Genomic DNA, 12,632 nt, shown 5'->3' with positions numbered 1-12,632 from the left:
GAAGAGGATGGCGAGATCATTATGAAACATTTACAATCAACAACTACACTAGCAAATGGTGTGCAGATGCCGTGGTTAGGACTGGGCGTCTATAAAGTGAAGGCAGGTCAAGAGGTTATCGATTCGGTCAAAGCCGCACTTAAAGCCGGATATAGAAGTATCGACACAGCAGCTCTTTATGCGAATGAAGAGGGTGTAGGACAAGCTATACAGGAATCTGGTGTTGCACGGGATGAGCTGTTCATCACGACCAAAGTATGGAATTCCGACCAAGGTTATGAGTCAACACTTGCCGCATTTGATACAAGCCTAAACAAGCTGGGATTGGACTATGTTGATCTGTATCTGGTGCATTGGCCGGTAAAGGGCAAATATAAAGACACCTGGAGAGCGCTTGAAAAATTATACAGCGAGGGCAAAGCCCGTGCTATAGGCATATCCAATTTCCAAATTCATCATATTGAAGACTTACTGGCCGATGCGACCGTTAAACCTATGGTTAACCAAGTTGAATTGCATCCGCTGCTCAGTCAAGTGGAGCTGCGCGAATATTCAATTAAGCAGGGCATACAGATCGAAGCTTGGGCACCGCTCGCACAAGGACATTTACTTGATAATGAAGTGATCAAAGAAATCGCTCTTAAGCATAATAAATCATTAGCACAGGTCATTATTCGCTGGGATTTGCAAAATGGCATTGTAACCATTCCTAAATCAACGAATGAGCAGCGCATCATTCAAAATGCGGATGTATTTGATTTTGAGTTGTCCGCTCAGGAGATTGCCAGCATAGATGCCTTGAATCAAAACCATCGTTTTGGTTCGAACCCGGATACTTTTAATTTCTAGGACGCTGAAGCCGCATGAGAATATGTGTATAACTTAAAATATAGAAACCAGCTGGTGCTGTTATGCACTAGCTGGTTTCTTTTAAATTATAGGACTCTTTTGTTTGGGACACTATAGTTTTCTTGCTTTGACTACAAAAGTAACAGGAAGCATCTTTGCTTTTTTTGCAAAATCACTGTTATCGTTCCACGATTGCATAATTTCATCATCCGTTTGCTCAATCATTTGCTCAATGACAAATCCCGCTTTTGAGAGCGCGTTCACATAGGTTGATAGTTTACGGTCCGATAATGTTAGCGTAGCTTCATCAAGCGATACCGAATACCAAGATTCATCAAAATAAGATTTTTTAAAAGCAAGCATATTATTTTCTGCAACAACACATTTGTGTATAGGATGAGACCAACTGAAAATGAATACGCCGTCTTTTTCTAGGTAAGAAGCGATCCGGCGAAAAGTACCCTCAAGGTCGGTGGTCCAGCCTATGGCATAAATCGAATACACGAAGTCAAAATAATCTTCCGGTATACCACATTCATCTTCCATGGGAGAACAGATCAATTGTGCGGAAAGACCGCACGACGTTAAATGTTGCTTTGTCTTTTCGATTTGTTGTTCTGATATATCCATACCCCATAGTTCAGATGCTTTGCGGTCCCCCAGATACTGTAAGGATTGGCCGCTTCCACAGCCTATTTCCAGCATCTTTTTTCCTGAGATATCGCCAAAAAGTTGGCATTGTTCTTCTGAGACAAATGCTCCATATAAAGGAAGCGCGGTGGCTCCTAAGACTTCATTTCCTTTTGTATCCCAAAAGATGCTGTTTGTTTTATGTATAGAATTCTTGTCCATGTCGACCGAGATAGCGCTGCCAACCTCGCCAGCACCAATAATGTTTGTTCTTTTAACCGAGTTCTTGTCCATGCCGGTACCCTCTCCCAATATAAATAATATGAGCCAAAACGTATATCCCGACTTGCGTATTATCCCAATAATACCTATCGAACACTTTACACTATTGATCCCAAAATAATGTACCATTTTCCTATGAGTAAATCCACCCAAAATCTTCCATTCAGCAGCGACTTGATCTCGCAGATATGACTGATTCATCCTGTGGCAATGGCAACGGCCTGCAGCATGATATCAGTAAAGTACAACTCTCCAAAGGGTGATCGAACTTTTATTTTCTAGAAGAGGATGGCCGAAGTTTTCATGGATTTCTCGCAAGAGGAACTAGTAGCCTTATAAATTGGAACTATTCTGCCAGACACACGTAACCGATAAAGAAGATAGGTTCTTAGAAAGCTTAGGAGGTACTAATGAATTATAAAACTCTAAAAATTACTTTGATTACCCTATTGTTAGCAGTGTTGCTTCTACCCGCATCAAGTTTGGCCAGCAACGCTGTTCCAAGTCCTTCGGACTCTTTCTATGTTAACGATTTCGCTAATGTGATAGACCAGAAGACAGAAAATTACTTGGTGAACTATGGTGTTCGATTACACAAGGACTCCGGAGCACAGGTTGTATTGGTTACTGTCGATTCTACTGGAGGCACACCGATTGAGGAGTACGCTACTTCACTGTTTAATAGCTGGGGAATTGGCTCCGCCGAGAAAAATAACGGTCTACTGCTATTGCTCTCCATTAAAGATGATGATTACTGGGCGGTTCAAGGCAAAGGGCTGGAGACATCTTTAAGCAACAATACAATCTCAGGAATTCTCTCCAAGTCACTTGAACCAGATTTCGCAGTTAAAGCCTATAGCAATGGAGCACGTAAAGCCTACGGGGCATTTATTCAAAGCATGGGCGGAACATGGGCAGAACAGGTTAATGCCAAGAACTACGTCTCTGATAACGCTGGCGTATTCAAAAAAGTTACTAAAGATTATCTGAATGAAGCAAGCAACCGCTATGTGGCCACAACCGGAAATGGTATCTATGTGGTGACGGTCAAAAATACCGGTGATAAGAACCTGCAGGAATATGCTTATATGAAGTTTGCTTCAATCGGTGCTGGCCCGAAGGATGTAATGCTGGTGCTAGATATTGGTGGGGACAACTACCATGTACTGCAAGGTAAGGATATCGATACGATGCTGACCAATGAGTATATCAGCACAATTCTGGATGCCAACCTCGAAGCCCCTTTTGTGAAAAAAGACTATGGAACGGGCGCTACCGCTACCGCCAATGCCTTTTATAATTTCTTTTTATCTCGGGCTGATCAGCCACTAGGAACTACGGTAAATACAAGGAATTCTTCTCAAGCAATTGGAGCCTCAGGTTCCACAAAAAGTGATAGTGAAACCAACATGCCTGCAGTTATTATCGGTGTAGCTATAATTGTTGGTTTAGTTATGATCTTAGTAATCGCAGGAATTACTACTTCACGTCGCAACAGATACCTGGGATTGTACGGAATTCCGCTTGATCCATACAGCCATCGCAGTATTCGGCGTTATGGGAATTGGAACGGTCAAGCAGACTATGGCTATGGCAGCCGCTGGTATAATCGCCGTGAACACCTTAGACATTCACCACCACCTGCGCAGAACAGCTTCTTCGGGAATAGCGGAGGCGGCGGTTCCACAAATGGCGGTGGAGCGGGCCGACATTCCTCACATGATGAGAACGAAGGAGGCGGTGGCTCAAGCAGTGGAGGCGGTGCAGGGCGGCATTCCTCGGGCTCCTCTGGGTCCTCCGGCGGTAGCAGTTATTCCGGTGGCAGCAGCGGTGGAGGTTCTTCTTCCAAGGGCGGAGGCGGCAGTGCCAGCAGTGGTGGTGGCGCGGGAAGACATTAGCGCTGACAAATTTACTCGAGGTTGCGGGAGCTCTCTTTTATAGAGAGCTTTTGTAATTTCTGCTTCTTAACTAGAGTTTAATAAAATGAAACCTTTCATTTCTGCTTTTCGATTATTATAAAATAGATAAACTTATACTCTTTCTAATTTGAAGGTAAGATTCAGGGAGGAACCAAAGGAATGAACTCTTCATCATTACCCCAGCGTGCTACAGTACGCAAGAAGAAACCAAATCGCAAGCGTAAGAAAAGGGGATTCTTTCGTACCTTATCACGATTATTTCTGTTCTTCATCATTCTGTTATTTGCGGGGGCTGGCTGGTTGTACTTTGCCCCTTCGGCTCAAAACTATCGTTATATCATTGCAGATACATTGATTTCGTCCCAGCATCGCTATTTGGCTGAATATATTATCGGTGAAGCGGAATTGAAGGATAGAGTTACAGAGTATAATACCCGTTTTACACATATGGGCGACGAAAAAGATACTCACTCCATAGTGGTTACTCCTGAGGAACAAACGAAACCGCTTGTTGAAATTGAGAACATCTCAGGAACTGGCTATAAAGGGTTCGTGATGACCGTTAATGATCCGACGAAGGTTCGGCTCGGCATCCCTAACAAGCAGGGGGCCGGTGAAAAAGTATCCAGCATGGTGGAGCGGACAGGTGCCATTGCCGGGGTCAACGGCGGCGGGTTTGCTGATCCCAACTGGAAAGGTAACGGCTTCAAGCCCATTGGCGTCGTTATTTCCCAAGGAAAGCTATACTATAATGGACTGAGCGGAGATCACTCCACGCAGATTGTAGGCATTGATAAACAAGGAAAAATGCTTGCCGGGAACTACACGCTTGAAGAGCTTAGCAAGTTGGGAATACAAGAGGCTGTTTCGTTTCAGCCACGGATCATCGTCAACGGTAAAGGACTGATCAAGAATGCAGCCGAAGGCTGGGGAATTGCTCCAAGGACCGCTATGGGTCAACGAGCGGACGGAGCTATACTTTTTGTTGTCATTGATGGGAGACAGCCTGGCTACAGCATTGGCGCGAACCTTTATGATGTGCAGCAAATCCTGCTTAAACATGGAGCGGTAATTGCCGCAAATTTAGACGGGGGTTCATCTACCGTGCTGGTTAAAGACAATACTATTATCAATAAACCTTCATCTCAATATGGTGAACGGTATCTTCCAACTGCATTTTTGGTATTTGAACATCCTGAGCAGATTGATATCCCCAATGTATGGGAAGGTCTCGATCCTGCAAACATTGACGCTGGGAAGAAGTAAATAAACTAAATATTCTACAAGTCTGATTGATTTGCTTGGAATGAAATATGATTCTATGCTACGATATTCTCCAAGTAAGAACGGGTGTCCACTTACGCAGGAACAGCAGGTTTGGAAGAGGGGGAATGGGATTGACCTTGCAGCAGCTCCGCTACGCTATCGAAATTGCTAGTAGCGGTTCCATGAACGAGGCGGCAAAAAAGCTCTTTGTTTCTCAACCGAGTCTGTCCAATGCCATTAAAGAGCTTGAGAATGAATTTGGAATTACGATATTTGAGCGGACGAATCGTGGAATCAGCATTTCTGTTGAGGGAATGGAGTTTCTAGGTTATGCCCGCCAGATTATTGAGCAGACCGAGTTGATGGAGAACCGTTATACCGGAAAAAAACGCAGTCCGATCTACTTTTCTGTATCCACTCAGCATTATGCTTTTGTGACCGATGCCTTTGTTAAGCTCATGAAGGAACGTGATTTGGCCGAATTTAATTTTGGTCTTAGAGAGACGCAGACCTATGAGATCATTGAAGACGTGCGAACCCTGCGCAGCGATTTAGGTGTTCTGTATCTAAACGAGAGTAATTATAAGCTGATGAATAAGCTTTTTAGCGATGGCAATCTTAAATTTACACCACTGTTCATTACCAATCCGCATGTGTACATTAGAGCTGGACATCCACTTGCCCATAGGGAGAGCCTTTCCATTTATGATATTCTTCCTTATGCCTATGTCACCTTTGAACAGGGAGAGAACAACTCCTTGCATTTTTCGGAAGAGATGCTTAGCTTTGTGCAAATGGAGAAGAACATCAAAGTGAATGACCGGGCCACCCTGACTAATTTATTGATGGGTACGGATAGTTATACGATTGGTACTGGTATTTTGGTATCCGACTTAAATGGGGATGATCTGTTGACGATTCCTTTTGACAGCACGGAAGTATTTACGGTGGGTTGGATTGCTCTTAAAGACCGAAGACCGAGTGAGATTGCATCTACATATATAGAGATTCTGAATGACCTGGTTTCCCGAAACAGTTTCGATTTAAATCATTTCTTACTATAACGGCAGGAGGAACGTATGATTAGTCCAGTCATTGGAACCCGAAGAAGTGCTCCACCTTTTCGCTACGACATCGTCGGCAGTTTCCTCCGCACAGACAAGATTAAAGCAGCCCGTATGCAATATGAACATGGTCAAATTACAGCTCAGCAATTATATGATATAGAGACCGTAGAGATTACCAACCTTCTGGAGATCGAAAAAGAACTCGGCCTGCAGGGGGTAACGGATGGCGAATTCCGCCGTTCCTGGTGGCATCTTGATTTCTTTCTGGGTATTAAAGGTACACAGAAAATCAACTTAAATTCGGGAGCCGGACGGACGGAGGTCACTCAACGCGCAGAAACCTTTCGTATTGTCGACAAGATTTCTTTTGACAATCATCCGATGCTTAGACAATTTACGGACCTGTTGAGGTTGGCCGGTGATCGAACACCGAAAATGACGATTCCCTCTCCAGCCCTGTTTCACTTTGTAGAGGATTATAACGGTAATGAGGTTTATCCAGATCAGGAGACTCTTTATCAGGATATTATTACAGTTTACCGTGCAGCAATTCATGCCTTATATGCGGTAGGCTGCCGCTATCTTCAGCTAGATGATACAACCTGGGGAAGCTTGTGCAGTGGCAGGCATCGCGCCCATCTTCGCAGCAGGGGAATTGATCCAGATCAGCTCGCCAAGGATTATGTTCGGCTAATTAATGAGAGTATTGCTGACCGTCCCCACGATATGACCATTGCGCTTCATGTTTGCCGGGGCAATTTTCGTTCTACCTGGTTTGGCACCGGTGGTTATGAACCCATTGCTGAGGAGTTGTTCTCCAATGCTAAAGTGGATGCTTTTTTCCTGGAATATGATAATGAGCGCTCAGGAGATTTTGAACCCTTACGGTTTATTCGGGATCAATTCGTCGTATTAGGACTGGTAACCACCAAGCATGGCGGCCTCGAAAGTAAGGAACTGCTTAAGATGCGTATTGAAGAAGCGGCGCAGTATGTAGACATCGAGAAGTTATGTTTGAGCCCGCAATGTGGTTTTGCTTCGACAGAGGAAGGGAACATGTTAACCGAAGAAGAACAGTGGGATAAGATTCGTTTAATTACTGAAACCGCTAACGAGATATGGATTTAACATAAGAAGGATCACACCTAAGCAAGCACTGGGTGTGATCCTTTTTGCGTATCAACTTGTCGAAGAAATTCGTACTAAGGGTGGAGCAGCCGTATATTTGAAAATGGATGTGAACAATGAGGCTAATGTCCGTGAGGGTATACAGTGGAGCGTAGACAAATAGGGTCGACTGGATCTGGCTGTTAACAATGCTGGAATTGGCAAGAGACCAACACCTTTTGCTGAAACGGAGGGGATGTTATTCAATTTGCGGATTTGCCGGAGAGTAGCTGCCAAAACTCCAACTCAAAGGCATCCCGTGGGCGGTTAACATTCCCTGTTCTATATGAAAACAAACAGTCCGCTCTATCATTGGAGATCCACTAGTGTCGTCTAATTCCCATTGTACTTCAACTGTACCGCTTAATTGCAGCATTCTCCCCGAGTTGAAATCCAGAAACAATAACCCCGCTTGAGGATAGCCGCTCAGATTACCAAGCGTATTAAACATCGCATTCCCTTTATAATCAGGAAACGATATTGTTCGATCATCCAGAATTCGCACAAATCCAGGCATTCCGCCACGGTGAGAGGCATCAGCACCGTACTGAGGATGATGGCTGGTTATAAAAAAAGTATCTGCGGCTGCAATCAAACCTTTGGTTTCCTCATTCAATGCTGTTAGTCGCGTATAATGTCTTTCTTCCTTAGACTTGTCGTCAATGGACCAATCACGCGTCTGAATATACTTTGGACAATTGGAGTACACCTCTAGAGCCTGAAATATAAAGTTATTCTCATGAATTTCATGGATGAACCCATTTGTTCTCATCCTTCTTCTTGTGGCAAAATCGATTGCAAGAGTACCTAGCTTATTTCCCACAGACATACTGTTGTAGAAAGGGTCCTGCGGAGCAGGCAGAGCCTGGATTCGCAATGAATACGAATCCAAACCCTGTAGGAAACCGGGTTGTCCGAATAAGGCGGAGGCCCACATCCTGCCATCCTCCTGCGCAGCGCCTACAATCAGAAAGGGTTGAGCTTCCAAGAATTGTTGGGCTAGGGGCGGAATATCCGTATGGATACCTTGGTTACGCTCAGCAATGTGCCGGACTCCAGCAAGTTCTTGTACGCGTATTTCATCCGGATGATAGCTCATCAAAAGAAGCCGCAGGCCAGTCCGTTTGAAGGTGTGCTCGCATGGGCACTGACTCCAATACGGGCGTATATCTCCAGACGTAAGCCGTCCGGATCTGTGAAATAGATGCCTCCAGAATCTGCACCTTCGGAATGGATAACCATTCCTTCATAAATAAATGCTGCTCCATAAGCTTTTAGACGGTCTTTGAGTTTTTTCACATCTTCTACGGACTCCACTTCAAAGGCCAAGTGATGAAGCCCAGGCAACTGAGTGGAGAAGGTTCCTTCGCTTTGCTGCCATAGGGTTACCAAATTCTGTGTCTTGTCCCCAAGCAGCGCGAATTTTTTGTCCGGATCATCCGAATGAGTTCTCAACGTAAATCCCAATACCTCAGTATAAAACCGAATCGACCGTTCCAACTCCGTAACGTTCAAACCAATATGTCCTAATAACATTTCGACCACTCCTAACCGTTGTGATGGTGTTACAGGTATTATAATACAACGAAATGTTTTAACTTGTAAACACTAGTTTAGAAGGTTAGAATATGGTTATAGAACCTTTGATTGGGGATGGAGAATTTGGAGCCTTCAAGCTTTGTTTTTATAGGCAATCATTTCATTACTGACTTTGTAAATACGAGAAAAAATAAAAAGGGCATCCGCACAGAACTCCTGCACAGCATGGTGGATGTGCTGCAGTGGCTGGAACACGCCGGAAAGCGGCGATATGTTTCGGGAGAACTGGACGAGCTGCCTCCTCATAGACAGACTGAAATGTTCGAACGAATCCTGGCTTTTAGAAATTTATTGGAGCAAACCTTTGCCGGTCTTCATAGAGAAAAGCTTATCCCGGCAGCTTTTATCAAACATATAAATAAAGAACTTGTAGGATACAGCGGTTATTACCAGTTCGAAACGGAAGTTATACCATTTTCAATAGCCAGACACTACACAATTTCACAATTGCCGGCTTTATTTCTGGAAGAAACAGTACTTTTTCTCACGACTATGAAGTCCGACAATTTAAAAAAATGTGAAAATCCTGAGTGTATTTTGTACTTTTATGACACCAGCCGTAATCAGCAGAGACGTTGGTGCAGTATGGAAACATGCGGGAACCGTGTGAAGGTGAATCAGCATTATCATCGGAAAAAACAGGAGAATATCAACCTCAACAGCCTTAACAACTGACCTCTGCTAGTGGACGGGATAACTTGAACAAGGTTATAATAATTAACGATTGTTTATATCTAAAGCGAAGGTGAGCGGAACATTATGGGTCGTAAGTGGAATAATATTAAAGAAAAGAAAGCATCCCAAGATGCCAAAACAAGTAGTGTATATGCCAAGTTTGGTGTTGAAATTTATGTAACGGCAAAGAAAGGTGAACCTGACCCTGAAGCGAATCGTGCTTTAAAGGTTGTCCTTGAGCGTGCTAAAACATACAATGTGCCTAAAGCAATCATTGACCGGGCATTAGAGAAAGCAAGAGGCAATGGGGAAGAGAGCTTTGTAGAGTTACGATATGAAGGATTTGGACCTAGCGGTGCAATGCTTATCGTAGATGCGTTGACCAACAACGTTAATCGGACTGCCTCCACAGTACGCTCTGCTTTTGGCAAGAATGGTGGGAATATGGGTGTGAATGGGTCGGTATCTTATATGTTTGAGCCTACCGCAGTTATTGGCCTTGTAGGTAAAACTTCGGATGAAGTCATGGAACTACTGATTGAAGCCGAGGTTGATGTGCGCGACGTTCTGGAAGAGGATGACGCTGTAATTGTCTACGCGGAGCCGGATCAGTTCCACGCGGTACAAGAAGTATTTAAGCAGACAGGTATTCACGATTTTACCGTGGCTGAACTAACTATGCTTGCCCAGAATTACATAACCCTTCTAGAGGATGACCAAACTCAATTTGCTAAATTGATAGATGCACTAGAGGAACTAGAAGATGTGCAGCAGGTTTATCACAATGTGGATTCCGAGTAATAGCATCTAATTAGGATTCGTGAGTATGTATAATCTGACATCTACATAGCCACAATAACGTGAAAGAACGCTATTCACTTAGGAGGAATGTACGAGTTGGAGCACACACCAAAGCCTGATAAGAATTTAATTAATACGGTTAAGGATCTAGAGAAAGAACCCGTCACCAGTCAGCAAGCTCAGCAAATGGGTCAGAAGAAAAAAGACCTGCGTAAAGATATGATCAGAAGCGATGAGACATTTAAAGAGAACGATCGAAATACCTATCAATAAATAACATACTTCTTCAACAAACAGCAAGCTTCCATTAACCTGGATGCTTGCTGTTTTTGGCGTTTAATGTAGGAGTAACGTTGATCCTTAAGCAAATATAAGATACGATGCATAAAGACAAGTTTGACGGCTTAGCACGAGAAAGGGAATGAACATGACTAACAAGCTCTATTACAATTCAGCTTATCTACGCGAATGGCAAACAGACATCAGCAGAACGATTGAAAGGGAAGACGGGGTTTATGTCATCTTGAAGGACACCGCCTTTTATCCGGGCGGGGGTGGACAACCCTGTGACACCGGATATATTCAGGGTAATCAGGTGCTTGATGTAATCAGTGAAGGTGATGAGGTATTACATAAGCTAGCTCGTCTGCCCGAAGAGACTACGGTAGATTGCCAGCTCGACTGGAATCGAAGATTTGATCATATGCAGCAGCATAGCGGCCAGCATCTGCTCTCGGCAGTATGCCGCAATCTTGTACAGGCTATGACTGTAAGCTTTCATCTGGGCAATGATTATTGCACGATCGATATTGAGCTGCCCGAGCTTGCTCCAGAGCAGCAATCAGCCATTGAAAATGAAGTGAATCGACAGATTTACCGGAATCACAGCATCGTCAGTTATTTGGTCACTAGTGAAGAAATGGCCTCACTACAGCTTGTTAAGCAACCAAAGGTGACTGAGAATATTCGTATTGTCGAAATCAAAGAGGTGGAATACAACGCATGTGGAGGGACTCATGTGTCCTCAACAGGCGAAATTGGAATAATCAAGCTGCTGAAGGCTGAGAAGCAAAAGGGAAATACCCGGATATATTTCAAATGTGGAACCCGCGCTCTGGAAGAATTTAATGAGAGCTTGCGGATTTTGAGTGTGTTGTCCACCAAATTCAATACGGGTAAAGATGAGATTATCGACCGAATAGAGAAGTGGGTGAACGAACAGAAGCTACTGCAGATTGAAATGGCTTCTCTTAAAGAAAAGAATGAACATTATATAGCGCAGGAGCTGTTAGCCAATCCTGAAGGCAATATCATTGCGCATGTGTTCGAGGATAAGTCGCTTAAGGATTTGCAAAGCTTAGCCACTACGCTGGTTGCCGCAAGCGATTTCCTCATTCTATTAGCAACGGCTGCTGAGAATAAGCTGGTATTGGCACATAACGGGAGCACTGAGTTTTCCTGTGGAGCGCTCTTCAAAACACATTTGAGTGCTTTTAACGGAAAAGGTGGAGGCAGTGATAAAATAGCTCAGGCCGCATTCCCGACTTGGGAGGACACCTTGGCATTTTATGAACATATAAAAACCTTATGTTTCACAACATAAGGCGATCCAGAAAAAAGGACCTGACCCCGGTTTCATTCCAGGTGCTCAGGTCCCATCATCATTTACATCAATTATAGTCTGTACTTGCCTACGCCATTAATAGAACAGAAGAGGCCTTAATAACAGCAGTAACCGTAGAGCCTTCTTTCAGCTCCAAATCGCGTAATGCTTCCATGGAAATAATAGAGGTTAACGTCTGGCCAGCAGTTTCCACGACAACCTTCGCATTAACCTGTCCCTCTTCAATAGAAATAACCTTACCTTCGAACTGATTTCTGGCGCTGATCTTCATTTCTCATCCATCCTTTTCTCCTAATCTTATTATAAGCATCTATGTCGCAATTCTGGATGTACTTCATGAATTACACTCTAAATATACTTGAATAATACTAAACATATCTTAAATAGACAAGTATAATGAAATGAAAAATCAGAATATGTTCCTTTTATATCAAACGGCTACCCCAAAAATGTCCTGTTTCATCAATTTCTATAAATAATTCAGAATAACAGTGAAAAAAATCAGGGCAAACTGTTTTTTCAGCGGTTTCCATAATACCAGTATCCATATTCCCCTGCGGATGAGAAAATACTTCTTTCATAGAAGACTTCGTGCTATAACTTGGCATCTGGGTAAAAACCTTAAGTCGCTCTCCCGTCTGCACATCGATGATTATTAGCATGAACGAAAGATTGTCTTTCGTATATTCATCCTCCTCTAACATTCCGATTTCTCGTCTTCCCCATACGGCTATCGTATGCTCGTTGATCCAA

14 protein-coding genes are annotated in these 12,632 nt (G+C 43.6%); 9 read left to right on the top strand and 5 right to left on the bottom strand.

The genetic code is table 11. The annotated features are described in order from the left end of the window. The first annotated feature begins 21 nt into the window (after nt 1–21). Nucleotides 22–849 carry an aldo/keto reductase gene (locus tag GJB61_RS18995; protein WP_154120593.1) on the top strand — a complete coding sequence of 276 codons (828 nt, stop codon included), beginning with the start codon at nt 22–24 and terminating at the stop codon, nt 847–849. A 111-nt stretch (nt 850–960) separates the two neighbouring features. Here GJB61_RS18995 and GJB61_RS18990 read toward each other — a convergent pair whose 3' ends face one another. Further along, nucleotides 961–1,773, bottom strand: a complete 813-nt coding sequence (locus tag GJB61_RS18990; RefSeq protein ID WP_154120592.1) for a class I SAM-dependent methyltransferase — start codon at nt 1,771–1,773, stop codon at nt 961–963. Between the two features lie 398 nt (nt 1,774–2,171). Between GJB61_RS18990 and GJB61_RS18985 the strand changes: the two genes are divergently transcribed. From GJB61_RS18985 to GJB61_RS18970, 4 genes are all read left to right on the top strand, one after another. Further along, nucleotides 2,172–3,659 carry a TPM domain-containing protein gene (locus GJB61_RS18985; protein WP_154120591.1) on the top strand — a complete coding sequence of 496 codons (1,488 nt, stop codon included), beginning with the start codon at nt 2,172–2,174 and terminating at the stop codon, nt 3,657–3,659. 180 nt (nt 3,660–3,839) lie between these two features. Next, nucleotides 3,840–4,946, top strand: coding sequence for a phosphodiester glycosidase family protein (locus GJB61_RS18980; protein ID WP_154120590.1), 1,107 nt, complete (start codon nt 3,840–3,842; stop codon nt 4,944–4,946). Between the two features lie 131 nt (nt 4,947–5,077). Then, complete coding sequence (locus tag GJB61_RS18975) at nt 5,078–6,010, top strand: LysR family transcriptional regulator (protein ID WP_154120589.1); 933 nt, start codon at nt 5,078–5,080, stop codon at nt 6,008–6,010. A gap of 15 nt (nt 6,011–6,025) precedes the next feature. Next, the gene (locus tag GJB61_RS18970; protein WP_154120588.1) at nt 6,026–7,141 is read left to right on the top strand and encodes a 5-methyltetrahydropteroyltriglutamate--homocysteine S-methyltransferase; all 1,116 of its coding nucleotides are present in this window, start codon (nt 6,026–6,028) and stop codon (nt 7,139–7,141) included. Nucleotides 7,142–7,379: 238 nt separating this feature from the next. Here GJB61_RS18970 and GJB61_RS18965 read toward each other — a convergent pair whose 3' ends face one another. Both GJB61_RS18965 and GJB61_RS18960 read right to left on the bottom strand, forming a co-directional pair. Beyond that, entirely contained in the window at nt 7,380–8,279 is a 900-nt protein-coding gene (locus GJB61_RS18965) for a pyridoxamine 5'-phosphate oxidase family protein (RefSeq protein ID WP_154120587.1), read from the bottom strand. After that, entirely contained in the window at nt 8,279–8,716 is a 438-nt protein-coding gene (locus GJB61_RS18960) for a VOC family protein (protein WP_154120586.1), read from the bottom strand. Before GJB61_RS18960 ends, GJB61_RS18965 begins: the two co-directional genes overlap by 1 nt. Nucleotides 8,717–8,833: 117 nt before the next feature. On the opposite strand from GJB61_RS18960, the gene GJB61_RS18955 reads away from it, so the two are divergent. The 4 genes from GJB61_RS18955 to GJB61_RS18940 all read left to right on the top strand — a co-directional run bounded on the left by GJB61_RS18955 (nt 8,834) and on the right by GJB61_RS18940 (nt 11,858). Beyond that, nucleotides 8,834–9,454 (top strand): CGNR zinc finger domain-containing protein, encoded by a 621-nt coding sequence (locus GJB61_RS18955; protein ID WP_154120585.1) that lies wholly within the window; start codon nt 8,834–8,836, stop codon nt 9,452–9,454. A gap of 84 nt (nt 9,455–9,538) precedes the next feature. Then, nucleotides 9,539–10,255: a YebC/PmpR family DNA-binding transcriptional regulator gene (locus tag GJB61_RS18950; protein ID WP_154120584.1), complete on the top strand. Its 717-nt coding sequence runs from the start codon at nt 9,539–9,541 to the stop codon at nt 10,253–10,255. Nucleotides 10,256–10,351: 96 nt separating this feature from the next. After that, nucleotides 10,352–10,528, top strand: coding sequence for a hypothetical protein (locus GJB61_RS18945; protein WP_229522011.1), 177 nt, complete (start codon nt 10,352–10,354; stop codon nt 10,526–10,528). Nucleotides 10,529–10,682: 154 nt separating this feature from the next. After that, on the top strand, nt 10,683–11,858 hold the full coding sequence (locus GJB61_RS18940) for an alanyl-tRNA editing protein (protein ID WP_154120582.1): 1,176 nt from the start codon (nt 10,683–10,685) through the stop codon (nt 11,856–11,858). 88 nt (nt 11,859–11,946) lie between these two features. Here GJB61_RS18940 and GJB61_RS18935 read toward each other — a convergent pair whose 3' ends face one another. Continuing rightward, on the bottom strand, nt 11,947–12,150 hold the full coding sequence (locus GJB61_RS18935; protein WP_154120581.1) for a TOBE domain-containing protein: 204 nt from the start codon (nt 12,148–12,150) through the stop codon (nt 11,947–11,949). A 154-nt stretch (nt 12,151–12,304) separates the two neighbouring features. Beyond that, entirely contained in the window at nt 12,305–12,541 is a 237-nt protein-coding gene (locus GJB61_RS18930) for a hypothetical protein (RefSeq protein ID WP_195724394.1), read from the bottom strand. Between the last annotated feature and the right edge of the window lie 91 nt (nt 12,542–12,632).

The sequence above is a fragment of the Paenibacillus monticola genome (assembly GCF_009664975.1).
GTDB classification, from domain to species: domain Bacteria; phylum Bacillota; class Bacilli; order Paenibacillales; family Paenibacillaceae; genus Paenibacillus_AQ; species Paenibacillus_AQ monticola.
The sequence above is the reverse complement of the archived record's forward strand: the minus strand, read 5'-3'. Positions and strand labels throughout refer to the sequence as shown.

Coding starts and splice junctions, on each gene's coding strand:
- GJB61_RS18940 (WP_154120582.1), top strand. CDS start 10,683: ATGACTAACAAGCTCTATTACAATTCAGCTTATCTACGCGAATGGCAA.
- GJB61_RS18985 (WP_154120591.1), top strand. CDS start 2,172: ATGAATTATAAAACTCTAAAAATTACTTTGATTACCCTATTGTTAGCA.
- GJB61_RS18990 (WP_154120592.1), bottom strand. CDS start 1,773: ATGGACAAGAACTCGGTTAAAAGAACAAACATTATTGGTGCTGGCGAG.
- GJB61_RS18955 (WP_154120585.1), top strand. CDS start 8,834: ATGGAGAATTTGGAGCCTTCAAGCTTTGTTTTTATAGGCAATCATTTC.
- GJB61_RS18995 (WP_154120593.1), top strand. CDS start 22: ATGAAACATTTACAATCAACAACTACACTAGCAAATGGTGTGCAGATG.
- GJB61_RS18965 (WP_154120587.1), bottom strand. CDS start 8,279: ATGAGCTATCATCCGGATGAAATACGCGTACAAGAACTTGCTGGAGTC.
- GJB61_RS18930 (WP_195724394.1), bottom strand. CDS start 12,541: ATGCTAATAATCATCGATGTGCAGACGGGAGAGCGACTTAAGGTTTTT.
- GJB61_RS18970 (WP_154120588.1), top strand. CDS start 6,026: ATGATTAGTCCAGTCATTGGAACCCGAAGAAGTGCTCCACCTTTTCGC.
- GJB61_RS18950 (WP_154120584.1), top strand. CDS start 9,539: ATGGGTCGTAAGTGGAATAATATTAAAGAAAAGAAAGCATCCCAAGAT.
- GJB61_RS18935 (WP_154120581.1), bottom strand. CDS start 12,150: ATGAAGATCAGCGCCAGAAATCAGTTCGAAGGTAAGGTTATTTCTATT.
- GJB61_RS18960 (WP_154120586.1), bottom strand. CDS start 8,716: ATGTTATTAGGACATATTGGTTTGAACGTTACGGAGTTGGAACGGTCG.
- GJB61_RS18980 (WP_154120590.1), top strand. CDS start 3,840: ATGAACTCTTCATCATTACCCCAGCGTGCTACAGTACGCAAGAAGAAA.